The 22,443-nt window shown below is 32.9% G+C and carries 24 protein-coding genes and 1 tRNA gene; 21 read left to right on the plus strand and 4 right to left on the minus strand.

The features are described 5' to 3' along the window. Window positions 1–42: 42 nt before the first annotated feature. From gatC to queA, 3 genes are read left to right on the plus strand one after another with little or no spacing between them, the layout of a single operon-like run. Complete coding sequence (gene gatC, locus DZ68_RS0107335; protein ID WP_024787971.1) at window positions 43–324, plus strand: Asp-tRNA(Asn)/Glu-tRNA(Gln) amidotransferase subunit GatC; 282 nt, start codon at window positions 43–45, stop codon at window positions 322–324. Window positions 325–332: 8 nt separating this feature from the next. Next, window positions 333–1,400, plus strand: a complete 1,068-nt coding sequence (locus tag DZ68_RS0107340) for a type IV pilus twitching motility protein PilT (protein WP_024787972.1) — start codon at window positions 333–335, stop codon at window positions 1,398–1,400. Then, window positions 1,400–2,419 carry a tRNA preQ1(34) S-adenosylmethionine ribosyltransferase-isomerase QueA gene (gene queA / locus DZ68_RS0107345; RefSeq protein WP_024787973.1) on the plus strand — a complete coding sequence of 340 codons (1,020 nt, stop codon included), beginning with the start codon at window positions 1,400–1,402 and terminating at the stop codon, window positions 2,417–2,419. Before DZ68_RS0107340 ends, queA begins: the two co-directional genes overlap by 1 nt. 21 nt (window positions 2,420–2,440) lie before the next feature. Here queA and DZ68_RS0107350 read toward each other — a convergent pair whose 3' ends face one another. Genes DZ68_RS0107350 through uvrB form a run of 3 tightly spaced genes read right to left on the minus strand, consistent with a single transcriptional unit; the run spans window position 2,441 to window position 7,288 of the window. Further along, window positions 2,441–4,609, minus strand: coding sequence for an endonuclease MutS2 (locus DZ68_RS0107350; protein ID WP_024790943.1), 2,169 nt, complete (start codon window positions 4,607–4,609; stop codon window positions 2,441–2,443). 60 nt (window positions 4,610–4,669) lie between these two features. Further along, window positions 4,670–5,209: a gamma carbonic anhydrase family protein gene (locus DZ68_RS0107355; protein WP_024787975.1), complete on the minus strand. Its 540-nt coding sequence runs from the start codon at window positions 5,207–5,209 to the stop codon at window positions 4,670–4,672. Window positions 5,210–5,260: 51 nt separating this feature from the next. Further along, window positions 5,261–7,288 carry an excinuclease ABC subunit UvrB gene (gene uvrB / locus DZ68_RS0107360; RefSeq protein ID WP_024790944.1) on the minus strand — a complete coding sequence of 676 codons (2,028 nt, stop codon included), beginning with the start codon at window positions 7,286–7,288 and terminating at the stop codon, window positions 5,261–5,263. 49 nt (window positions 7,289–7,337) lie between these two features. Here uvrB and DZ68_RS0107365 point away from each other — a divergent pair, with 49 nt between their 5' ends. The 10 genes from DZ68_RS0107365 to DZ68_RS0107410 all read left to right on the plus strand — a co-directional run bounded on the left by DZ68_RS0107365 (window position 7,338) and on the right by DZ68_RS0107410 (window position 16,169). Then, complete coding sequence (locus DZ68_RS0107365; RefSeq protein ID WP_024787977.1) at window positions 7,338–7,559, plus strand: hypothetical protein; 222 nt, start codon at window positions 7,338–7,340, stop codon at window positions 7,557–7,559. Next, the gene (locus DZ68_RS0107370; protein ID WP_024787978.1) at window positions 7,556–7,756 is read left to right on the plus strand and encodes a hypothetical protein; all 201 of its coding nucleotides are present in this window, start codon (window positions 7,556–7,558) and stop codon (window positions 7,754–7,756) included. Before DZ68_RS0107365 ends, DZ68_RS0107370 begins: the two co-directional genes overlap by 4 nt. Beyond that, on the plus strand, window positions 7,749–8,189 hold the full coding sequence (locus DZ68_RS0107375; protein WP_024787979.1) for a type II secretion system protein: 441 nt from the start codon (window positions 7,749–7,751) through the stop codon (window positions 8,187–8,189). Before DZ68_RS0107370 ends, DZ68_RS0107375 begins: the two co-directional genes overlap by 8 nt. Window positions 8,190–8,260: 71 nt before the next feature. Then, on the plus strand, window positions 8,261–8,818 hold the full coding sequence (locus tag DZ68_RS10500; protein WP_024787980.1) for a type II secretion system protein: 558 nt from the start codon (window positions 8,261–8,263) through the stop codon (window positions 8,816–8,818). Next, window positions 8,818–9,252: a type II secretion system protein gene (locus tag DZ68_RS10505; protein WP_051428208.1), complete on the plus strand. Its 435-nt coding sequence runs from the start codon at window positions 8,818–8,820 to the stop codon at window positions 9,250–9,252. The genes DZ68_RS10500 and DZ68_RS10505 overlap by 1 nt, the downstream gene beginning before the upstream one ends. Further along, window positions 9,252–11,054, plus strand: a complete 1,803-nt coding sequence (locus tag DZ68_RS0107390; RefSeq protein ID WP_024790945.1) for a primosomal protein N' — start codon at window positions 9,252–9,254, stop codon at window positions 11,052–11,054. The genes DZ68_RS10505 and DZ68_RS0107390 overlap by 1 nt, the downstream gene beginning before the upstream one ends. A gap of 266 nt (window positions 11,055–11,320) precedes the next feature. After that, a complete protein-coding gene (locus tag DZ68_RS0107395) occupies window positions 11,321–11,809 on the plus strand; it encodes a hypothetical protein (protein WP_024787983.1) in 489 nt (162 codons plus the stop codon). 219 nt (window positions 11,810–12,028) lie between these two features. Beyond that, window positions 12,029–13,183: an aspartate aminotransferase family protein gene (locus DZ68_RS10185; protein WP_035907229.1), complete on the plus strand. Its 1,155-nt coding sequence runs from the start codon at window positions 12,029–12,031 to the stop codon at window positions 13,181–13,183. Beyond that, window positions 13,177–14,358, plus strand: coding sequence for a TolC family protein (locus DZ68_RS0107405; protein ID WP_024787984.1), 1,182 nt, complete (start codon window positions 13,177–13,179; stop codon window positions 14,356–14,358). The genes DZ68_RS10185 and DZ68_RS0107405 overlap by 7 nt, the downstream gene beginning before the upstream one ends. Window positions 14,359–14,462: 104 nt before the next feature. Continuing rightward, window positions 14,463–16,169: an FAD-dependent oxidoreductase gene (locus DZ68_RS0107410; protein WP_024787985.1), complete on the plus strand. Its 1,707-nt coding sequence runs from the start codon at window positions 14,463–14,465 to the stop codon at window positions 16,167–16,169. A gap of 72 nt (window positions 16,170–16,241) precedes the next feature. Here the strand turns inward: DZ68_RS0107410 and DZ68_RS0107415 are convergent. After that, window positions 16,242–16,318, minus strand: a tRNA-Arg gene (locus DZ68_RS0107415). A gap of 32 nt (window positions 16,319–16,350) precedes the next feature. Between DZ68_RS0107415 and DZ68_RS10190 the strand changes: the two genes are divergently transcribed. From DZ68_RS10190 to DZ68_RS0107455, 8 genes are all read left to right on the plus strand, one after another. Beyond that, window positions 16,351–17,310 (plus strand): succinate dehydrogenase/fumarate reductase iron-sulfur subunit, encoded by a 960-nt coding sequence (locus tag DZ68_RS10190; protein ID WP_051428211.1) that lies wholly within the window; start codon window positions 16,351–16,353, stop codon window positions 17,308–17,310. Then, a complete protein-coding gene (locus DZ68_RS0107425) occupies window positions 17,307–18,134 on the plus strand; it encodes a CoB--CoM heterodisulfide reductase iron-sulfur subunit B family protein (RefSeq protein ID WP_024787987.1) in 828 nt (275 codons plus the stop codon). The genes DZ68_RS10190 and DZ68_RS0107425 overlap by 4 nt, the downstream gene beginning before the upstream one ends. Window positions 18,135–18,143: 9 nt before the next feature. Beyond that, a complete protein-coding gene (locus DZ68_RS0107430) occupies window positions 18,144–18,692 on the plus strand; it encodes an RIO1 family regulatory kinase/ATPase (RefSeq protein WP_024787988.1) in 549 nt (182 codons plus the stop codon). A gap of 76 nt (window positions 18,693–18,768) precedes the next feature. After that, on the plus strand, window positions 18,769–19,317 hold the full coding sequence (locus DZ68_RS0107435; protein WP_024787989.1) for a PAS domain-containing protein: 549 nt from the start codon (window positions 18,769–18,771) through the stop codon (window positions 19,315–19,317). After that, entirely contained in the window at window positions 19,314–20,150 is an 837-nt protein-coding gene (locus DZ68_RS0107440) for a thiamine-phosphate kinase (protein WP_024787990.1), read from the plus strand. The genes DZ68_RS0107435 and DZ68_RS0107440 overlap by 4 nt, the downstream gene beginning before the upstream one ends. A gap of 9 nt (window positions 20,151–20,159) precedes the next feature. Next, the gene (locus DZ68_RS0107445; protein WP_024787991.1) at window positions 20,160–20,441 is read left to right on the plus strand and encodes a hypothetical protein; all 282 of its coding nucleotides are present in this window, start codon (window positions 20,160–20,162) and stop codon (window positions 20,439–20,441) included. Beyond that, window positions 20,438–21,493, plus strand: a complete 1,056-nt coding sequence (gene truD, locus DZ68_RS0107450; protein WP_024787992.1) for a tRNA pseudouridine(13) synthase TruD — start codon at window positions 20,438–20,440, stop codon at window positions 21,491–21,493. The genes DZ68_RS0107445 and truD overlap by 4 nt, the downstream gene beginning before the upstream one ends. Next, window positions 21,480–22,376: a cation diffusion facilitator family transporter gene (locus tag DZ68_RS0107455; RefSeq protein WP_024787993.1), complete on the plus strand. Its 897-nt coding sequence runs from the start codon at window positions 21,480–21,482 to the stop codon at window positions 22,374–22,376. The genes truD and DZ68_RS0107455 overlap by 14 nt, the downstream gene beginning before the upstream one ends. Window positions 22,377–22,443: the final 67 nt, after the last annotated feature.

Raw genomic sequence — 22,443 nt, forward strand, 5'->3', positions numbered from 1 at the left:
TTTACCTTTTTTTTGTTACAATTATACTAAAAAAGGATTTTTATGAAAATCGATGCAAAACTTGTTGAAAAATTGGAAAATCTTTCTATGCTTGAGATAGCCGATAAAGAAAAAATGGCTGAGAATTTGGCAGAAATAGTAGAATTTGTTGAAATGTTACATGAAATAGATACAAGTAAAATAGAAGCTACTTTTTCAACATTAAACAATCCTACACCTTTAAGAGAAGACGAAGTTAAGCAAAGTAATGTTATCAAAGATGTTCTTTCGCATGCACCAAAATCAAAAGATGATTATTTTATAGTTCCTAAAATAATCGAATAGGAAAAATCATGGCACTTAATTTTACATTAGAACAGCTTTTAAAAAGTATTAAAGATTACAATGCAAGTGATTTGCATTTAAATGTCAATGCAGAGCCGACGCTGAGAATTGACGGAAAATTAACCCCTTTAAATCTTCCAAAACTTACAAAAGAAGATGTTGCGGATCTTTGTTATTCCGTTTTATCAGAAAAACAAAAAGCAAAATTAGAAGATGAACTTGAACTTGATTTTTCTTTTGAGGTACCGAAAGTTTCAAGATTCAGGGCCAATTATTATTTCGAAAGAGAAAATTTGGCAGGCGCATTCAGGATTATTCCTGAGAGGCCTTTTAGTCTGGATGAATTACGCGCCCCGGGAGTATTTAAAAAATTAGTAAGGCATGAAAAAGGTCTTGTGTTGGTAACAGGGCCTACCGGAAGCGGTAAATCAACCACTCTTGCCGCTATGATAAAAGAAATAAATGATAATTTCAGAAAGCATATTATTACCATTGAAGATCCGATAGAATTTGTGCATCAGCATAACAAATGTCTAATATCCCAAAGAGAAATAAACAGAGATACAAAATCGTTTCTCAGGGCTTTAAGGGCATCTCTTAGGGAAGATCCGGATGTTATATTAATCGGTGAGATGAGAGACAGAGAGACAATAGGCGCCGCAATTACAGCGGCAGAAACAGGGCATTTGGTTTTTGCAACGCTTCATACAAATTCGGCAAGTCAGACTATAAACAGAATTGTGAATGTATTCCCAGCAGAAGAACAGGACCAGATAAGAACACAGCTTTCAATGGCTATTTTAGCGGTTATTTCTCAGTCTCTTTTACCAAAAATAGGTGGGGGAAGAATTGCGGCTCATGAAATAATGATTAATAATCCTGCAATTGCAAACTTAATCAGGGAAAATAAAATTGCCCAGATATATTCACAAATGCAGCTTAACCAGGGTGTAACAGGAATGCAGACAATGAATCAGGTATTGGCTGAACTTGCAATGAAACATATAATCGATAAAGATACAGCCATGGCTTATAGCACAAAACCGGAAGAGCTCAGAAAATTAATAGGTGTTTAATGGAAAATTTTTTAGTCTCTTCTTATGATTATAAATTACCTGAGGGTTTAATTGCCAAATATCCTGCAAATCCTAGGGATTTGGCTAAACTTTTGGTCTACGACAGGAAAAAAGATAAAATAATTCATACAGTTTTTAGAAATATTTTAGATTTCATGGGCGATAAAACTTTTATTTTTAATAATACTAAAGTAATAAAAGCAAGAATCTTTGGAAAAAAAGAGAGCGGTGGAAAAATAGAATTACTTTTAAACAGGCCTTATAAAAACGGTTATTTGGTTTATATCAGGGGAAAAGTAAAAACAGGCAGCAAACTTTATTTTGATAATGGGCTTATGGCTGAGGTAAAAGAGCTTTTAGAAGACGGAAGCAGAATAGTTAGTTTTAAGTTAAAAGTTGAAAGTGAAAAGTTTAAAGCATTGGATTTTTTAGAATTAGTTAATATTTTAGAAAAGATAGGGCATGTTCCATTGCCTCCGTATATTAAAAGGGAAGATGAACAAATTGATGAATTGGAATACCAGAGTATTTTTGCCAAAAAAGAAGGGGCTGTTGCAGCGCCTACCGCTTCACTTCATTTTACGGATGAATTATTAAAAAAAATAAAAGAAAAATATTTTTTAACGCTTCACGTAGGGGCCGGAACATTTAAACCTGTTGAGGTTAGAGATATAAGAGAGCATAAAATGCATAGCGAATTTTACGAAATTCCTGAATGTACAGCTAAAATTTTAGATTCAAATAAAGAAATAGTGGCAGTCGGAACAACCGTGACAAGAACGGTGGAATATTATGCAAGAGAAAAAAAATTAAGCGGAGAATGCGATTTGTTTTTGCATCCCCAAAATCCTCCCATAAGGGTCAATCATCTGCTTACAAATTTTCATCTTCCAAAATCAACGCTTATAATGCTTGTGGCAAGTTTTATAGGCAGAATTAAAACTCTTGAAATTTACAAAGAGGCAATAGAAAAAAAATACAGGTTTTACAGCTACGGTGATGCAATGCTAATTATATAAATGAAACTTAATTAAACTCAATTATAATTTAATTATTTTTGCTCCGTATCCTCCCATATGAGGCGGTGCGTCTGTAAAACTTTTTACCAGAGGATGATTTTTAAGAAGTTCGGTTATTCCCTTTGCCAATATTCCTTTTCCCATACCGTGATAAATCCATACTTCTTCAAGCTCGGCAAGCGCGGCATTGTTTAAAAATTCTTCTGTTTTTTCAATTGCTTCTTCCATTCTCAAGCCATGTAAATCAAGTTTTATATCGGCCTTAGCAGCTTTTGGCTTTGAAATTTTAATTTTTTCTTTTTTTATAGGTGCTTTATAATATTCCAGCTGATTTTTGGGAATCAGAAGTTTTTTGCTTTCAATATTTACAAGTGCGTTTTTGCCTTTTATTTCCAATATTTCACCCACTGAACTTTTGAATTTTACCTTGTCCCCCACTTTAAATTCTTTATTAATTTCTTCTTTTTTGATTTTTATTTTTTTATATATTTGATTTGCCTCGTTTAATTTTCTGTGGGCATCGCCTGTAGATTTTGCCTTTATGGCTTCTTTCGCCGCTTTTATTGCGTTGTTGAATTCTTTTAGAAGTTTGTTTTTTTCTTTTGTTAATGATTCGTTAAATTCTTTTTTTTGTAAAAGAAGGGATTCTTTTAATTCTTTTGTGTTTTTAAGTTCTTGATTTAATTCGTTCAGTTTTTTATTGTATTCATATTGGGCATTTGCAGCCTTTTCTATCAATATGTCAAGTTTTTCCAAATCTTCGGAATATTCCTGTTTGGCTTTATTTATTATATTTAAAGGAATTCCATATCTTTTTGCCGTTTCAAACGCAAAGCTTCTCCCGATAGTTCCTTTTATAAATTCATATGTGGGCTTTTGTTGTTTTTCATCATAAACAGCGGCTAATAATTCCACATCTTCGTGTTTTGCAAGTAAAGAGGCAAGTCTTTTATGATGTGTAGTAATTACAATCCTGTTTTTTTTCATAATTTCTTCAATAATTACTTTAAACAGTGTTGCGGCTTCGTTGGCATCCGTCCCTAATTCAATTTCATCCACTCCTATTAAATAATCTTCTTTTCCAAAAACTTCTTTAAATTCTTTTATTCTTCCCGCAAATGTAGAAATATCGTTTTTTACATTTTGGGGGTCTTGTATAATTGATTTTATCTCTTTAAATGCGGGAATAATTGAAGTTTCCCTTGTTTTCATTGGAAGAAGGTGTTTTGCCATAAAAGCGGAGCTGAGGATTGATTTTAGAAGCATTGTTTTACCGCCGGCGTTAACCCCAGTGATAATCAATACCTGCTTATCCCATTGCACGTTTACCGGTTTGCAACCACTTAAAGCCGGATGGCAAAAATCCCTTAAACAAAAATTTTTGCTTTTTTTAGGCAGTATAAATTCCAGATTTTCATTTTTTGCCAAAAATATTCTTGCCTGCAAATGGTCGAATTTGTCAAACTCAGAATTAATAAAATTTAGAAATTTGACCCATTTTCTAAATATATTGCTAAATTTCCTTGATTTTTTTTCTAAAAATTCTTCTTTTAAAGACAATAAATCATCTATTCTTTTTTTTAGTTTTCCTATACTTCTTGGAAAAATGTAAAAAAATCCGCTTTGGCTTCTGCCGAGAATTTCTGCATCGATTATTTTATTAAAGCCGCCTCTTAGAAGAAGTGTTTCTTCATCTCCTTGCATATGTATCTGTTTATCTACCAAAAAAGGCTCAAGTTTTTTTGAATTTATATATTTGTAAAGTTCCTGACGTATCAGGGTTTTTACTTCTTTTATTTTTTCATTTATTTCGTCAAGTTCTATAAATCCGATTATTTCGCCTTTTTTATTATAATGCAGTGTCAGTTTTTTTATTTCAGAGGGAATTTCAATTTTATCGAACCACTCAGCTAAATCTTCCCAGTTTCTTGATTTTAAATAGTCAAAATAATTGATAATTTTTACAAATTCGAAAATTTGAGAATGGCTTAAATCACCGTATTTTTTTAAATGAATCAGCTCTTTATCCAGATTTTTAACCTCAGGCGGGCTTTTGAAATCTTTGTTTTCGAGTTTTTTAAGATATTTATAAAATACATTAATATCGCCGTTTAGTTTAAAATCTTTTTCCCTTGCAAAAAGTGAATAGAGTCTGTTTATATAATCACTTAAATCGAGCTTTTTTACCATTTAATTTTTATCCTTTCTTCTATTTCCATTTAGTTATTGCTAATATTCTTAATTGTATAATTATTTTAAAAAATTTATATATTCATTTTTATAATTTACATAATTTTTTGCATTTTGATAAATTTTTTCAACTTCCCCGTCTGTCAAACTTCTTACAACTTTAGCGGGACTTCCTAAAATTAAACTTCTTGGCGGGAATTTTTTACCTCCTGTGACCAGCGCACCGGCTCCAACTATCGATTCATCCCCGATTTCAGCACCGTCAAGTATTGTGGCACTCATTCCAATAAGACACGCATTCCCAATTTTACAGCCGTGCAGCATTACTTTATGCGCTATTGTTACATCATCCCCGATTATTGTAGGAAAACCGTCACCAATTTTTTTTTCTTTTTCAAAATGTGTAACATGTATCATTGACAAATCCTGAATGGAGACCCTTTTTCCTATTTTTATATAATGAACATCGCCTCTAATTACACATCCAAACCATACGCTTGAATCATCTCCTATTTCCACATCACCGATTATATCCGCACTCGGGGCTATCCATGCAGACGTGGCAATTTTTGGAAAATCATCTTTATATCTTAAAATCATTGTCTCTCCTTTATATTTTTTGAATTTTTTATTATCAGTTTTACATTAAAATCAGCTTTTTTTAATTTCTTCTATTTTATCCCTAATCATGGCAGCTTTTTCAAATTCCAACTGTTTTGCCGCCTCAATCATCTCTTTTTTCAGTTTGGCTATAATAGATTTTTTCTCACGGGGCGGAATTTTATTTTTGTTTTTAATCTCTTTCGCTATAGCCTCGTAGCCTTCCTCTTTTAAGCTTACATCAAGTTTTCTTACTGTGCTTTTTGGTGTAATTTTATGTATTTTATTATATTCTTTTTGTTTGATTCTTCTTTTTAGCGTTATTTTTATTGCATTGTACATAGATTTTGTAATTTTGTCTTTTAATTTTTCAAGTTTTTCTAAATTATCATCTAAAATAATAGGTTCAGTAATTTTATTTGCAAACATAATTACTCTTCCGTTTACGTTTCTTGCAGCCCTTCCCATTGTCTGAATCAGGCTTGTTTCACTTCTTAAAAAACCTTCTTTATCTGCATCAAGTATTGCAACCGTGCCAACTTCCGGCAAATCAAGCCCTTCTCTTAGCAGGTTTATTCCTATTAAAACATCAAATTCCCCGCTTCTAAGCCCCCTAATTATCTCATTTCTTTCAACCACATCAACATCGCTGTGCATATATTTTACTTTTATTCCGAGTTCCAGATAATACTTCTGCAGATCTTCCGCCATTTTTTTAGTAAGAGTTGTAACCAAAACCCTTTCATTTTTTGCTGTGGCTTCTTTTATTTTATCGTACAGAATTTCCACCTGATTGTTGCTTGGATACAGCTCAATTACCGGGTCCAAAAGACCTGTGGGTCTTATTATCTGTTCGGCAACGCAGGTTGAAAGATTTAATTCGTATTCATTGGGGGTAGCCGAAACAAAAAGATAATGGGGCGCTTTATTTATAAATTCATCGAATTTATAAGGTCTGTTGTCTAATGCGCTTGGAAGTCTGAAGCCGTGTTCTACTAATACCTCTTTTCTTGCCCTGTCCCCGTTGTACATTCCCCTGAATTGAGGCAGACTGACATGGCTTTCATCCACAATTACCAAATAAGGTTTACCTTTTATTTCAAAATAATCCAAAAGCGAATAGGGCGTTTCTCCCGGTTTTTTGCCTGTGAGATGCCTTGAATAATTTTCTATTCCCTTGCATGTCCCTGTAGTTTCAAGCATTTCCAAATCAAATTCGCATCTTTGTTTTAGTCTTTGATATTCTATTATTCTTTCGTTTTCTTCATAAAATTTAAGTCTCTCCTGCAGTTCTTTTTCAATGGAATTTACAGCCTCGGCCAGCCTGTTAGCCCCAACGATAAACTGGTTGGCCGCATAAACGGTTATTTCTTTTAAGTTTTCGAGTTTTTCATTTGTAAGATAATCTATTGTATAAATTCTATCAATCTCATCTCCAAAAAATTCAATTCTTATAACATCATCTTCAAAATATGTGGGGAAAATATCAATTACTTCCCCGTTTACCCTGAAATTTCCCCTTTCAAAATATTTGTCGTTTCTTGTATATCCCATGGAAAGGAGTCTAAGCATAAAATCTCTTTGGTTTATTTCATCTCCAACGGCGATTTTTGCTACCATTTTTTTGTATTCTATCGGGTTACCGAGGCCGTAAAGCGCGGATACGCTTGCCACCACTATAACATCGTCGTATTCCAATAAGCTTGCCGTGGCTGAAACCCTGAGCCTTTCAAGCTCCGCATTGATGGAGCTGTCTTTTTCTATATATAAATCCTGTCTTGGCAGATATGCCTCCGGCTGGTAATAATCATAATAGCTTATAAAATATTCCACATGATTTTCTGGGAAAAAATCTTTAAATTCACTGTACAGCTGGGCTGCGAGTGTTTTATTGTGTGTAAGTATTAAAGTGGGAATTTGCAGATTTTTAATTATATTTGCCATTGTGAATGTTTTGCCGCTTCCCGTAACACCTATTAATGTATTGTATCGGCTTCCTTTTTTAATGCATCCGGTTATTTTTCCTATTGCTTTTGGCTGGTCGCCGGTTGGAGCGAATTTGGAATTTAATTTGAACAAATCTCTCCTTTTTATTATAATTATATCAAATCAACATTAAAGGGATATTATGGACTTACTTACAAAATTAAACGAAAAAATAGACGGACTGCTTCAAAAATACGAGGAACTTACCAAAGAGAATGAAAATTTAAAAATAGAACTTGAAAATATAAAAGAAAAACTATCTCAAACGGAGAGCGAGCTTCTTGAATGCAGGGAAAATATCGCACTTAAAGAACTTGAACTTGAAGAAGTTGTTGGAAAAATTGAAGCAATACTCGGTAAATGAAAAAAATTTCTTTAAATATTCTGGGGGAAAAATTTGAAATAAACCTGGAGAATGAATTTTTTGAATATGTAAAAGAAGATTTAATCAAACTTCAAAACTCCACTCCAAAAGAGCTTCTGTTTTTGATACTGGAGAAAGACAAAAAAGAGTATGAAATACTAAAAAAAATTGAAAAATATAGGAGAGAGGATGAATAAAACGGCCTTCACTATGCTTGAAATGATTTTTGTTTTAGTTATTTTGGGTATTTTAGCAGCAGTTGCACTTCCAAGATATTTTGCAATTGGTCAGCAGGCTCATGAAGCAAATTTGATTTCATTTGTAAGAACATTAAACAGAACTACTGGTGAAGATTTGTGGGCAAAAAGTATAAGTGAAGGTCATCACGGGGATATAAGCTATATTCATTCAATAAAAGATAGGATAACTTTACCTCCTGAAATTAACGGCAGTGATATTAATCTGAAAGATTGTAATTCAACAACCGAATATAATGTGATAGCTGAATCAAATGTAAGAGTAACTCAAAAATTATACAAAATTGAATGTAAAGACGGAACCGCAAAAAGTGCTCCATATTTTAGATTAATCAGAGTTGAGGATAATAAAATTTTAGTCAATCGAGATTAGAATAAACAATTATTTGTATACAAATGCAAAAATTTATGTTATAATTTTTAAAACAAAATTAAGGAGATAATATGAAAAAAGCGTTTACTATGATAGAGCTGGTTTTCGTTATTGTAATTTTAGGTATTTTAGCGGCAGTTGCACTTCCAAAATTCCTGGGTGTTGCACAACAGGCCCATGAAGCTAATTTAAAAGCGTTTGTCGGAACATTAAACAGAAGTGTGGGACCAACATTGTGGAGTACTTCAATTGCAGAAGGCCATAGCGGTAATATTGATTATTCAGATTTAGAATATTTTAAAGGAAACAATGAAAATAATTTGACTACATATACAGATATTCCAAAAGAAGTAAAAGATTTGAATTTATCTAAATGTAATGATGAAGTTAATTATACAATTGTAGGATTTGCAGACAAAGACACAGCAGGAGCAAATTATTTTATAGTTTGTAAAAATGGTAATGCAAATCAGTCACCAAATTTTATTTTATATAAACAAACAGCTCCAACAACAGAATTGAAAATAACTAATTTAGGTGATCATAATATTAGTGATGTAAATGGAACAAATGGTGAAGTAGATAAATATTCTGGTAGCCCTAATGAAGAAGGAACATTACTTAAATAATGAAACCATCATTCACACTTCTTGAACTTATTTTTGTAATCATTGTTATAGGCATACTGGCGGGGGTTGCCCTGCCCCGCCTATTTACAGGTGTGGATGATGCCGTAAAGGCAAAAGTAAAAACAGAGGTTTCTACAATAAGAGCCGCAATTTCTTCTAAATATACAAAACTGATTTTGGAAGGTAACAATACCTGCCCGGATCTGGAAAAATCTACAACAGACAATACTTTTTTTGAAAATATTTTGACTTATCCTGTTTCCAAAACAGACAATATGCTGAAGTGGGACGGGAACGGAACTGATTATAATGTCACATATCAGGGTAAAACGATTTATTTTTATTATGATAAAAATACAGATAATGGATGTAAATTTGAATGTAATTCAACTGCCTCTACATCAAACGATTTTAACTGCTCAATTTTTCGGTAATGTATTATGAAATAGCAATTCTTAACGCCCCGAATATTTTTACTTACAAATACGATAAATATTTTCAAAAAGGCGATATTGTCGAAATCTCCCTCAAAAACAGAATAACTTACGGGTATGTTTTAAAAACAGTAGAAAAACCGGATTATGAATGTAAAGAAATAATTGATAAAAAATTTCATTTTAATGAAAAATATCAGAAAATTATTGAATTTATATCTAAATATTATTTTTGCAGAGTCGGAGAGGCGGCGGGTTTATTTCAATGGACAATGGAAAAAAGTGAAAAATGTAAAGTGAAAAGTGAAAAGTTTGAGGTAGATATAAAACTTAGCAAAAAACAAAAAGAAGCGCTTGAATTTTTAAAAAAAGAAAATGTTTCTATTCTTTTTGGAGATACTGGAAGCGGAAAAACAGAAATTTATATTAAACTTATTGAAGAGACTATAAATCAGGGTAAAAAAGCCCTTTTTTTACTTCCGGAAATTGCAATTACCTCCCAGATGGAAAAAAGACTTAAAAAATATTTTAAAGATTCTCTTGCAATCTGGCACAGTAAAATTACAAAAAAGAAAAAAGAGCAAATCCTAAACACTCTGGATAATATAAAAGTAATCGTAGGCGCAAGAAGCGCTTTGTTTCTGCCTTTTGAAAACCTGGGGCTTATAATTGTGGACGAAGCGCATGATGATTCGTATAAATCGGAGCAAACTCCAAAATACAACGCCAAAGATTTGGCGGTTGCTTTTGGCAAAACATTTAATGCAAAAGTGGTTTTGGGAAGTGCAACACCGCTTGTAAGCGACTTATACAAATTTCCTTATTTTAGACTTAAAGGCACTTTTTACGGTTCAAAGAAAATACGTTATTTCAGGGAAAGTTTTGATGAATTTACCATAAAAAAAATATCTGAAAAATTAAATCAAAACAGACAGGTGATTGTTTTTGTCCCGACGAGGGCTAATTTTAAATTTATGATTTGCAAAAACTGCGGCGAAGCTGTAAAATGCAAAAACTGTGATATTGCCATGAGTATTCACAAAGACAAAAGGGCTCTTGTATGCCATTACTGCGGATATACCTCCCCTATTCCAAAAACATGCCCAAAGTGCGGGGGAGATGAATTTATAAACGAGAGAAAAGGTACAAGTGAAATTGCGCAAGAGTTAAAAGTTATTTTTCCAAATGCAAAAATAGAAAAGTTTGACAGGGACATAATAACTTCAAAAAGCAGAATAGACAAACTGCTGAAAAGATTTGAAAACCGTGAAATTGATATATTGGTGGGTACGCAGATGCTTGCAAAAGGGCATGATTATCCGGATGTGGCTTTGAGTATAGTAACGGATATTGATTTTATTTTGAATACACCTGATTTCAGGGCGAGGGAGAGGGCTTTTTCCTTAGCCGGACAGGTTGAAGGAAGAGCGGGTAGAAAAGAAGACGGAGAGGTTATTGTCATTACCCAAAATAAAGAATTTTTTAATAAAAGTTATGAAGAATTTTTTGCTGAGGAAATAGAATACAGAAAAGATTTGGGGTATCCCCCTTTTTCAAGACTTGCAAAAGTCGAATTTACTGATAAGAAAAAAGAAGTTGCACAAAAAAATTTAGAAGAATTTATTAAATGTATAGGAGAAAAAGAGGAATTAATTGGTTTTGGAGAAGCCCCGATTTTTAAGCTTAAAAACAGATACCGCTATTTTGCCCTTTTTAAAGGTAAAAATCTTCATAAAATTATTTATCCCTGTATTGATTTGGCAAAAGCAAAAGTTGATATGGACCCCGTAAGTTTTATTTAAATTTTTTTGTTAATTATATGCAAATAATAAAAAAACTACAAAGTAAAAATATTACAGCTCAGTGCTCCATTTTGCTATCGCATCACTCAAATTTTGCTAAAAATTGCAAACAGCTACGCAGCCCTTGCGGGTTAAGTGCAATTTTTTAAACGCAAAATTTTCGCTAAATTTCACAACGCTGTAATATTTTTACTTTTTCGTTATTTATTCAGTACCAATTTTTTGCGTTATAATTTTGCAAAATTAATTGTCTAACAAGGTATCAGATGGATTTACAAAATTATTATACAAACAAAGATGAAGAATTTTTAAAAGAAAGCGATTTGGTGATTTTTTGGGCAGAATTACCCGTTAAACTTGCAAAAAAATATGCGGTTATAGGCGGAAGCGACGAATTTTCAAGAGTGGATATTCCCAAGCGCAGTGAAAAACTGCCTCTACTGCTCGCCAGACTCGCCTATGTATTTGAAATATATGATGAAAAACTAAAAAATGATGGCGATTTTGAAGATTTTGTTGAAATAGTTTTAAAATCCGTAAGGGTAAAACAGAATATTCAAAAACACACAACAACCCTTGAAGAGATAGCGGGGCTTTTGTATTTAATAGACAATGCCAAAAAAATTTCTTTTATTATAGGCGAAATAGACGAAGTTGAGATGGAAAATCTGATGAGTTTTGTTAAAATGCTTGATAAAGAAATAGGAATTTTTGCTAAAACACCTTTAATTGATGTTGAATTTTACGGAATATGATTATTTTATTTATAAAAAGATTAAAATTATTAGCACTGACTAAATGCACTCAACAAGAGTGCAAATTTTTTAACGTTTCGTAAAAGCTAAAAAGTGCAAACATCTACGCTGCCCTACGGGTTAAGTGCACTTTTTTTAACGCTTTTACTATGCTAAAATTTGCAATTATTTCGCTTTATTTAGTCAGTGCTTAAATAATATTAATAAAAAGGAAAAAAAATGAACTGTCTTTTAAATACATACAACAGATTTGATGTAGAATTTGTAAAAGGGAAAAATGCTACGCTTTGGGATAAAAACAGTAATGAATATATAGATTTCACGGCTGGTATAGGCGTGGTAAGCGTGGGACACGGCAATGAAAGATTTGTAAATGCAATCTGTGAGCAGGCCAGAAACATTATTCATATTTCAAATATTTACAGAATACCTCCTCAGGAAATTCTTGCAAAAATGCTTGTTGAAAAAACAGGTTTAAATGCGGGTGTTTTTTTTTGCAACAGCGGAGCGGAGGCAAATGAAACAGCTCTTAAAATTGCAAGAAAATACGGGGAAATAAACGGAGAAATTAAAAAATATAAAATAATAACACTTGAAAATTCATTTCACGGAAGGACTATTTCCACCCTCAAAGCAACGGGACAGCCTAAATTTCACCAGTATTTCGGTCCTTTTCCTGACGGATTTACATATGCCAAAAATATAGCCGATATTGAAAATAAAATAGACGATAAAACGGTTGGGGTGATGATTGAACTGATTCAGGGCGAAGGCGGGGTCAATCCTTTTGATAAAAACGAAATTAAAGCTTTGGCTAAAATGCTAAAAGATAAAGGTGTTTTGTTAATTGTGGATGAGGTTCAGACCGGAATTTATCGAACGGGAGAATTTTTTGCAAGCGAACTTTACGGAATAAAACCGGATATTATAACCCTTGCGAAAGGTCTTGGAGGAGGCGTTCCGATAGGGGCTGTTATCACTACGCTTAGGGATGTGTTAAAACCGGGGGATCACGGAAGCACATTCGGGGGAAATTATCTTTCCACAAGAGCCGGAATTGAGGTGATTGAAATTTTGGACGAATATAAAAAAAGCGGAAGACTTGATGAAATGTGTAATTATTTTGAAGACAAACTGGTTGAAATAGCAAAAGAATATCCCGAAAAATTTGATAATGTGGCGGGATACGGACTTATGCGGGCACTTAAATGCCACAACACCGAAATAAGGGATGAGGTGGTAAAAAAAGCTTTTGAGAAAAAACTTCTGGTTTTAAAAGCGGGCAGTGTTTCTGTTAGGTTTTTGCCTCCTTTAACCATTACAAAGGAAGAAACAGACGAAGGTTTTGACAGATTAAAGGCCGCTTTATGCTGAAAAAACTTCTTTTTTTAGCCCCTATTGCTCTTTTTTCTTATGATAATTTACTAAATAATTTAAAAAACCGGGAGTTTGATTACGAAAAGAATTATTCTATCGAAAATTCAAAAGATTTGAGCAAATCCTGGATGAGTCCGGTTAATTTCAGCTATTCGATAAATAAAACAAATTTAAACCCCAAGCGTGTTAGTAAAAATTTTTCAATAAGCGTTAATCAGCCTATTTTTAAAAGCGGAGCAATTTATTATTCCATAAAATATGCAAAAAATTTAAAAAATTTTAATTTAATTAATATTGAACTTAAAAAAAGAGAACTTGTAAAACAGGCGCTTGAGCTTGCAATTGATTATAAAATAAATTTAATAAACAAAAACATTATAAAACTTAACATAAAAAACACAAAAATAGACATAGAGAAAAAAAAGGAGGCTTTTTTAAACGGGGTGGGGGATTCCACACTTCTTAACGATGCTGTTTTAAAGCTTAATTCTTTAAAATTAAATTTGACCGATATTGATTTGGCGCTTTTTAAACTTAAAAAAAATTTTGAAAAAATATCAAATCTTGATATTACAAAAGTAAATCTGCCAAAGTTGAAACTTATTTGTAAAAATGATTATGTAAACAAAAATCTTGAAATAAGTTCTGAGAGATATAATATAAAAATACAAAAAGATTTGTATAAAATGAATGTCGGAAACAGCCTTTTGAGCTTGAATGTAAACGGAAATTACAATATAGTAAAAAACTCTTATAAAGAAAACCTGCCCACTCTGGATGAAAGCACTTATAATTATTATAATATCGGAATAAGTCTGAATTGGCCGTTTAATTTTAACGCATTAAACAAAATTCAAAAATCAAAAATAAATTATTTAAAATCAAGAATCGAGCTTAACGACAAAAAAAATGAATTAAGCAAAGATTATGCGGCTTTGTTGAAAGAGATAAAAATTATAGACCAAAAAATTAAAATATATAAAGAAAACATAAAAATATACAATTCCCTTATAGCCTCAACAAAAGACGCCATAAAAGGAGGCGATGCAACCGGGCTTGATTTGGACATTATGGAAAATTCCCAAAAGACATCAGAGTTGAATATAAAAATTTTAAAACTTCAAAAACAGAAAATATTGTTAGAACTTTTTTATAATTTATCCAATTTTTAATTTTTCTGTTTCTTTTAGTAACTTTCAATATTATAGGAGTATTAATCTCTTTTTATTAATATAACTTTTAGTTATAATTTAATAATAAATTTGAAAGGAGCGTTATGAAAGTAGATGTTTTAATTATCGGTGCCGGAGGGGCAGGGCTTTATGCCGCTTTGAGCGCCGCAAAAGAGGCAAAAGGGCTTAATGTGGCGGTAATGAGCAAAGTTTATCCCACCCGCTCTCACACAGGTGCGGCCCAGGGGGGTATAAATGCGGCTCTTGCAAATGTAGACCCGAGTGACAATGAAAAACTTCATACATTCGATACAATAAAAGGTAGCGATTATCTTGCAGATCAGAGGGCGGTAAAATATATGTGTTTTGAAGCTCCGAGAATTATTCGGGAAATGGAGCATATGGGGGTTCCTTTTTCCAGGCTTAACAACGGAAAAATAGCCCAAAGACCTTTTGGAGGGGCAAGTAAAGACAGAACATGTTACAGTGCGGATAAAATGGGTCATGTAATGCTTCATACATTATTTGAGCAGTGTATAAAAAATGATGTTCAATTTTTAAATGAATGGTTTTTATTAAATGTAGCCCATAACGGGGAGAGAGTACAGGGAATCAGCGCCATAAATATAGCAACCGGAGAAATTAAATTTATTAAAACAAAAGCCATTATTCTTGCAACAGGCGGTCACAGCAGGATTTACTGGGGATATACCTCAAACGCACTCGGCTGCACAGGGGACGGTACGGCCGCCGCTTTAAGAGCGGGGCTTCCTCTTAAAGATATGGAATTTTTGCAGTTTCACCCCACAGGACTTAGAAAATCCGCAATTTTGGTTACAGAAGCGGCAAGAGGAGAAGGCGGGCATCTTAAAAACAGTTTAGGTGAAAGGTTTATGAGTAAATATGCCCCGAAAAAAATGGAACTGGGACCCAGGGATCTGGTCAGTAGAAGCATAGTTCAGGAAATTAGACAGGGCAGAGGATTTAAAGATGAAGAGGGAAGAGAATATGTCCATCTTGATTTGACCCATTTGGGGGCAAAAAAAATAAAAGAGAGACTGCCTCAAATAAGAGAACTTGCAATCGATTTTGAAGGGATAGACCCTATAAAAGAGCCTATTCCGATAAAACCAACAGCCCATTACGCAATGGGAGGTATTCATACAAATGTAAAATGCGAAACACCGATTGAAGGGATTTTTGCAGCTGGCGAGGCTCAGTGTGTCAGTGTTCACGGCTCAAACAGATTAGGGGGAAATTCCCTGCTTGATATAGTGGTTTTCGGCCATGTTGCAGGACTTGAGGCGGTAAGATATGCCGAAGGGGTGGATTTTGAAGAAGGCGGTGAGAGTTTAGTAGAAGATGAAAAAAGAAAAATAAACGAACTTATGAATAAAGAAAGCAAAGAAACTTTGGGAGATTTAAGAGGCGAACTTGGTGAAATTATGTTTAAACATTTCGGTGTGTTTAAAAATGAATCTGAAATGCTTGAAGGTTATGATAAATTAAAAAAATTAATTGAAAGAGCGCATAATAATCTCGGGGTCGAAGATAAATCAAAAGTTTTTAATCTTGACTTGCAATCAACACTTGAATTTTTCAATTTACTCGATATTGCCGATGTTTTGGCCTACGCTTCACTTCAGAGAAAAGAATCACGCGGTAGTTTTTACAGGGATGATTATCCAACAAGAGACGATGAAAACTTTTTATACCATTCAATGGTTAGTAAAAATACTGACGGAAGTTTTGATTATAAAAAAGGTGAAGTTGATATAAGTTTATATGAACCGGCTGAGCGTAAATATTAGTTGTAAGTTCTAAATTCCAAAGTTACAAGTAATTACTTAGAACCTGGCAATTTGGAACTTGTTAACTTAAATTGGTCTCCCGGGGGGGATTCGAACCCACGACCTTCGGATTAGGAATCCGACGCTCTATCCTACTGAGCTACCGGGAGAAGGAATGTAATTATACCAAAAAGGATTTAAAATGAAAAAAATAAAATATATTGCAAAAATAAAAAGATATAATCCTGAAAAAAATGAGAGTTACTGGCAAGATTTTGAAGTCGAAGTTGAAGATACATTGACTGTGCTTGAATTATTAATGCATATAAAAGATAAAATTGATTCAAGCCTTACATTCAGGGCTTTTTGCAGAAGCGCAATCTGCGGCAGCTGTGCAATGATTGTTAACGGCAGAAGCACCCTTGCGTGTAAAGTTCAGGCAAAAGATAAAATAAGAAACGGTGTAATTAAAATTGAACCGCTTCATCATTTGCCGGTAATAAAAGATTTGGTGGTAGACCAGGAACCCGCTTTTGATAAACTAAAAGAAATAAAACCATATCTTGAACCTGATCCAAAAAAAGTGCCCGATAATCTAAAAAGTGAATCTTTGGTCAGCCCTGAAGAATTTGCAATGTATGACAAACAGACGGACTGTATTTTATGTATGGCATGTTACGGTCAATGTAATGCACTTGAAGGCGATGAAAAATATTTAGGTCCCTTTCAACTTACAAAAGCGTTTAGGTTTATAATGGACAGCCGTGACGGAATGGATGTTGAAGAAAGAATAAAACTGGTTGAAAACAGCGGAATATATGAGTGTGTGCAGTGCCAGATGTGTCTTGCTGCATGTCCTAAGGGAATTAAACCGGCAGAAGACATACTTCAGCTAAGACGTATTGCAAAAGATGTAGGAGTTGATACGCCTGCTACAAGAAGGGCAAGATTCTGGTTCCAGACAGTTTACGAAACAGGACAGATTGACAAATTTAACCTGCCGGTTGTAGTTCTTGAGGATGAAGGGGAAGAAATAAAACAAAATTTGGAAAAAGAATTTAGAGAAAGAGGGCTTAAAGAAGACGAATTTGGACCAAAACCGTTTAATGGTATTAAAGATTTTCAAAACTTTATTAAAAAACTGCAAAAGGAACTTAAATGAAAAAAATAGGAATTTATCCGGGATGCTGTTTTCAGGGAGCCGATGTCCATAATTATGATATTACAATGAGTTTTCTTGAAAATATGGGAGTTGAAGGTGTGCTGCTTGAAAGGGCTGCCTGTTGCGGAGGAGGAGTTATTGATGAAACGAATAAAATAATTGTGTATGGCCTAAATGCAAGAAATATCGCTTTGGCTGAAGAAAAAGGTGTGGATTTATACACTCCCTGCAATACCTGCTATATGGTCATTGCAAAAACAAAACTCGCACTAGACAGTGACCCTGAACTTAAAGAAAAAGTAAATAAAATACTCTCTGATGAAGGGCTGGAGTATAAAGGTGAGGCAAAAATTTATCATACATTAAATTTAATAAGGGATTTTATAGGGCTTGACGAATATAAAAAAAGACTAAAAAGACAAATCAGTGGAGTAAAAGTAGCTCCTTATTACGGGTGTCATGTGCTTGCTCCAAACGAAGTGGCGCTTGATGATGTGGATAATCCTACCATTTTAAAAGAAATTCTTGAGCCGCTTGGTGTTGAAATAATTGAAGGTTATAAAAATGAAAATACATGCTGCGGATATCATGCAAGTTATACAGATAAAAATCAAAAAGAAAGACTTGCAATAAAACCTCTTGAGGGGGCAAAAGAAGCCGGGGCAGATATTGTGGCTACCCCGTGTCCGTTATGCCATAAAGCCATGGACGGTAAGGAAGAACCTATATTGCAGGTGACCCAGCTTATAAATGTAGCCTGTGGAATGAGCCCGGAAGATACAGCCATTAATCTTAATAAAACAGAAGTTAAACTCTCAATTTAACTTTTGTTTATGAATTATGAAATAATTGAAAAAATAGGTGAGGGAAACAGGGGGGAAGTTTTTAAAGTTAAGTTGGAAAACGGTGAAACTGCGGCACTTAAATGGCTTAAAAGCGATTTAGCCAAAAAAGAGTATGGATTTTTAAGACTTTTAGACGGTTTTTATGCACCAAAACCCCTTTTTCTCGGAAAACATTATTTTATAATGGAACTGGTTGTTGGAAAGCCTCTTAAAGAGTTAATTAATACAAAACAATATTATGAAACTTTAAAAGAAACTTTAATTGGAGCATACGAGCTTGATAAAAAACATATATACCATACCCAGCTTGGAAGATATTATCATATAATTAAAAGAAAAAAAGATATTAAATTTTTGGATTTTGAGAGGGCAAAATTAACTAAAAATTCCCGTAATTTTTTGCAGATAATCGGATATTATTTAAACAGGGATGAAAAATTTGATAAAAGTAAGTTAAATAAAATAATTGATTTATACAAAAAAGATAAATTAAAAGCTTTGAATTTGTCTCTTAAAATGATTGATGAAATTTTTTAAAATATTTAATGTGATATAAATTTGACAATAAATTTTTTTTGTAAGATAATATTAATAAAATTTTAAGGAGTATAAAATGGCTGCCAAACCCTATACCATACCTTCTTGGAAAGAAATTACTTTTAAAGACGAAGGGCTTGATGCAAGGGCTCTTATAACAAGGACCGATTTAAAGGGTATTATTACTTTCGCTTCCCATGCTTACAGACAGATGACAAAATTTACAAAAAGCGATTTAGTGGGCTCTCCCCATTCAATTGTAAGACATCCTTTTATGCCTGAAGCCGCCTTTAAGGATATGTGGGATACAATTCAAAGAGGTGAGCACTGGAGCGGAATGGTTATGAATTTAAGAAAAGATTCAAATCATTACTGGGTGGAAGTAAACTGCGATCCGATAGATAAAGAAGGCGGCATTGTTCATGATCCAAATAAAATAGCCGGATATTTAGCTATCAGAAGAGAGCCCAGCAGAGATGAAATACAGCAGGCTTATGAATTATATAAAGCTTTGAGGAAATCTGAACTTTTAGAAAAAAAAGCCCTTAAAGAATGGGAAAGAGAACTTTTGTTAAAACTCGACAAATTACCTAAAAATGCGGAAGATTTATTGGCTAATAAATGAAAGAAGAGTTTTTTATAAAACAGTTTAAAAATAAATATATCGGGGATGACGGGGCAATTATAAATGAAAAATGGAAAATGGAAAATGGAAAATGGATAGTTGCGAGTGATTCTTTTTTTGAGAATATTCATTTTAAAAGAAAATGGTTTCGTTTGGATGAAATAAGTTATAAAGCAAGTCTGGTAAATATCAGTGATATTATTGTTATGAATGCCAAGCCAAAATATGCTTTAATAAATATAGGGTTTCCTAAAAGTTTGAGTTTGAAAGAAATTGAACTGCTTGCTAACGGATTTAAAAAAGCAGCGGATGAGTATAATTACGAAATAATTGGCGGAGACACCATAAGAAACGATAAAATAGCCATATCGATGACATTTATGGGAGTAAGTAACAGGCCCGTTTTTAGAAAAGCAGGACTTAATGAATATGTTGCTTTTACCGGGGATTTGGGAAGTGTAAAAAAAGATTTGAAGATACTACTTAGAGGCGGAAAAATATCTAAAAATTCCAAATTTATAAAACCCCGTTTAAGAGATAAATTTTTTTATAAAGCTTCAAAATATATAACAGCGGCATGCGATATAAGCGACGGGCTTTTTAAAGAGCTTGAGCGAATCAGTAAAATTTCAAATGTTGATTTTGAATTTTTTAAAAAATTTGATAAAAGAACAGGCTGCAGCGGGGAAGAGTATGAAATACTTTTTACTTTTCCAAAAAAAAATCTCTCTGTCATAAAAAACATTTCAAAACTGACAAGAACCCCGATAAGCGTTTTTGCCGTGACTAAAAGAGGCAGATTTAAAAGTATCTGTCCTGAAAACCATTTTTAAGGAAATTATATGAATTTGCTAAGAGATTTGTTTGATTGGAAAATTTTAAAATACACGGTTTTACCGTTTATTATTTCTATAATTTTTTGGGGAACAGTGTTTTTTTTATTTAAAAATTTGATTTACACTTTTATAAATTCATATATTTTATATCTTCCGTTTGGAGAAAAATTACTGATATTTTTAAGTAATTTTATATATTTTGTTCCCATTGTTTCTATTTTTGGATATACTTTTCAATTAATAATTATGGCACATTTTGTACTGAAACAATGTAAAGGAAACAGATGATATATTCACACAGCCCTGTAAATTTTCATTTTAATAAAAACAGCGAAAATTTTTTTGTTGAGGAAATTCCGCTTTATTCGTTTGAACATACCGGTAACTGGCTGATGCTTAAAATAAGAAAAAAAGATTTAACAACCCCCCAGATGATAGATATAATTTCAAAAAAAACCGGAATAAAAAGAAATGAAATAGGTTATGCGGGGCTAAAAGACAAAGACGCACTGACAATCCAGTGGATAAGTGTCCCACGTAAATACAGAGATGAAATAAACAGGTTCGAAGATAAAAAAATAAAAATTTTACAGCAGGATTTACACAGAAACAAGCTTAAAATAGGTCATTTGAAAGCAAACAAATTTTTTGTAAGGCTTAAAAAAGTTCTTCTTGTGGATGCAAAAAAAATAGAAAGAATTTTAATCGATATAAAGAAAAACGGAATCCCTAATTTTTTCGGATATCAGAGATTTGGAAGGGAAGATAACGTCGCACAGGCAAAAGAATTAATCGAAGGTAAAAAATTTATAAAAAACAGAAGGCTTGAGAAATTTTTGATAAGTGCTTATCAGTCAAAACTTTTTAACGAATGGCTGATGGATAGGATAAAACTCAGTAATATTTTTGAATTGAGTAAAAATGAACTTATAAATTTGGGATATGAAAAAAATCTGATTGATTTTGTTAAATCTCAAGAGCATCCTTTTAAACTTTTGCCCGGGGATGTAATGAGCCATTATCCGCTCGGAAGGCTTTTTTATTTGGAAGATAAAAAAGATACAAAAAGGTTTTATAATAAAGACATTTCCCCGACTGGGCTTATGCCGGGTAAAAAAGCTACGAGGGCAAAAGATTTCGCCGGGCGTATAGAAGAAAAATACGATGAACTGATTCCGGCAAACGGAGACAGGAGAATTGCCTGGATTTTTCCTGAAATAATCGATAAAAATTATATTAAAGAAAAAGCCTGGTATGAATTCAGCTTTATTTTGCCAAAAGGCAGTTATGCAACTGTTTTAATTGATATTTTAAAAGGAAATATCAATGAACTTGCCTAAACAGGCAACTTTTATTGCCACAATCACCGCTTTTACGCTGGCAATTGCAAAATTAACCGTAGGTTTTATGAGCGGAAGCGTTGCGGTTATAGCAAGTGCTCTGGACAGTGTTTTGGATATGGCGGTGAGTATATTTAATAATATTGCAATAAGGGTCAGTGAAGAAAGGCCTAGCGAAAAATTCAATTACGGAAAAGGAAAAGTCGAGGCGTTGGCGGCTCTGTTTGAAGGAACAATCATTATATTAAGCGGCATTTTTATTATGTACGAAGCCGTTAACAAAGCAGTTCACAAAGAGGTTATAACCCATCTTGATATTTCTATTTATGTAATGCTTTTTTCCATTGTTTTGACAGGAGGGCTTGTCAGTTTTTTATATTACGTGATAAAAAAAACAAATCATCTGGTTATAAAATCAGATTTACTACATTATAAGACAGATTTAATTACAAACCTCTCTGTTTTAATATCTTTAATAATTGTAAAATTTACGGGATTTGTTTATATTGATTATATTTTATCTGTTTTAATAGGCGTTTATATTATCCGTGAAGCCAGTGAAATTGTAAAAGAGGGTTTTGAAATACTTTTAGATGTTTCACTTGATTTTAAAACTGTTGAAGCTATAAAGCAGATTATTAAAAAAGAGCCTCTTGTACTTGATTATCACTGCTTAAGAACCAGAAAAGCCGGAAACAGAAATTTTGTGGATGTGCATTTGGTATTGACGCCTGATATGAAACTGAAACTCGCCCATACAATAATAGAAAATGTTGAAGAAAAAATCAGAAAATTAGAGCCTGAAAAAGTTTGGGTGATTAATATTCATGCCGACCCTTATGACGATTCTTTTATAAACAAACTTCAAGAAGAGTGCGATTAATAAGAAATTTTAATATTTCATATAATTTTTTCTTATAATTATTGTAATTAAAAAATTTTTTTTATAC

The organism is Lebetimonas sp. JS085 (assembly GCF_000523295.1).
Lineage (GTDB): Bacteria > Campylobacterota > Campylobacteria > Campylobacterales > Nautiliaceae > Lebetimonas.

Bases quoted from the DNA above. Each gene is read 5' to 3' on its own strand.
- gatC (WP_024787971.1), top strand. From the start codon at position 43: ATGAAAATCGATGCAAAACTTGTTGAAAAATTGGAAAATCTTTCTATG.
- DZ68_RS0107340 (WP_024787972.1), top strand. From the start codon at position 333: ATGGCACTTAATTTTACATTAGAACAGCTTTTAAAAAGTATTAAAGAT.
- queA (WP_024787973.1), top strand. From the start codon at position 1,400: ATGGAAAATTTTTTAGTCTCTTCTTATGATTATAAATTACCTGAGGGT.
- DZ68_RS0107350 (WP_024790943.1), bottom strand. From the start codon at position 4,609: ATGGTAAAAAAGCTCGATTTAAGTGATTATATAAACAGACTCTATTCA.
- DZ68_RS0107355 (WP_024787975.1), bottom strand. From the start codon at position 5,209: ATGATTTTAAGATATAAAGATGATTTTCCAAAAATTGCCACGTCTGCA.
- DZ68_RS0107365 (WP_024787977.1), top strand. From the start codon at position 7,338: ATGGACTTACTTACAAAATTAAACGAAAAAATAGACGGACTGCTTCAA.
- DZ68_RS0107370 (WP_024787978.1), top strand. From the start codon at position 7,556: ATGAAAAAAATTTCTTTAAATATTCTGGGGGAAAAATTTGAAATAAAC.
- DZ68_RS0107375 (WP_024787979.1), top strand. From the start codon at position 7,749: ATGAATAAAACGGCCTTCACTATGCTTGAAATGATTTTTGTTTTAGTT.
- DZ68_RS10500 (WP_024787980.1), top strand. From the start codon at position 8,261: ATGAAAAAAGCGTTTACTATGATAGAGCTGGTTTTCGTTATTGTAATT.
- DZ68_RS10505 (WP_051428208.1), top strand. From the start codon at position 8,818: ATGAAACCATCATTCACACTTCTTGAACTTATTTTTGTAATCATTGTT.
- DZ68_RS0107390 (WP_024790945.1), top strand. From the start codon at position 9,252: ATGTATTATGAAATAGCAATTCTTAACGCCCCGAATATTTTTACTTAC.
- DZ68_RS0107395 (WP_024787983.1), top strand. From the start codon at position 11,321: ATGGATTTACAAAATTATTATACAAACAAAGATGAAGAATTTTTAAAA.
- DZ68_RS10185 (WP_035907229.1), top strand. From the start codon at position 12,029: ATGAACTGTCTTTTAAATACATACAACAGATTTGATGTAGAATTTGTA.
- DZ68_RS0107405 (WP_024787984.1), top strand. From the start codon at position 13,177: ATGCTGAAAAAACTTCTTTTTTTAGCCCCTATTGCTCTTTTTTCTTAT.
- DZ68_RS0107410 (WP_024787985.1), top strand. From the start codon at position 14,463: ATGAAAGTAGATGTTTTAATTATCGGTGCCGGAGGGGCAGGGCTTTAT.
- DZ68_RS10190 (WP_051428211.1), top strand. From the start codon at position 16,351: ATGAAAAAAATAAAATATATTGCAAAAATAAAAAGATATAATCCTGAA.
- DZ68_RS0107425 (WP_024787987.1), top strand. From the start codon at position 17,307: ATGAAAAAAATAGGAATTTATCCGGGATGCTGTTTTCAGGGAGCCGAT.
- DZ68_RS0107430 (WP_024787988.1), top strand. From the start codon at position 18,144: ATGAATTATGAAATAATTGAAAAAATAGGTGAGGGAAACAGGGGGGAA.
- DZ68_RS0107435 (WP_024787989.1), top strand. From the start codon at position 18,769: ATGGCTGCCAAACCCTATACCATACCTTCTTGGAAAGAAATTACTTTT.
- DZ68_RS0107440 (WP_024787990.1), top strand. From the start codon at position 19,314: ATGAAAGAAGAGTTTTTTATAAAACAGTTTAAAAATAAATATATCGGG.
- DZ68_RS0107445 (WP_024787991.1), top strand. From the start codon at position 20,160: ATGAATTTGCTAAGAGATTTGTTTGATTGGAAAATTTTAAAATACACG.
- truD (WP_024787992.1), top strand. From the start codon at position 20,438: ATGATATATTCACACAGCCCTGTAAATTTTCATTTTAATAAAAACAGC.
- DZ68_RS0107455 (WP_024787993.1), top strand. From the start codon at position 21,480: ATGAACTTGCCTAAACAGGCAACTTTTATTGCCACAATCACCGCTTTT.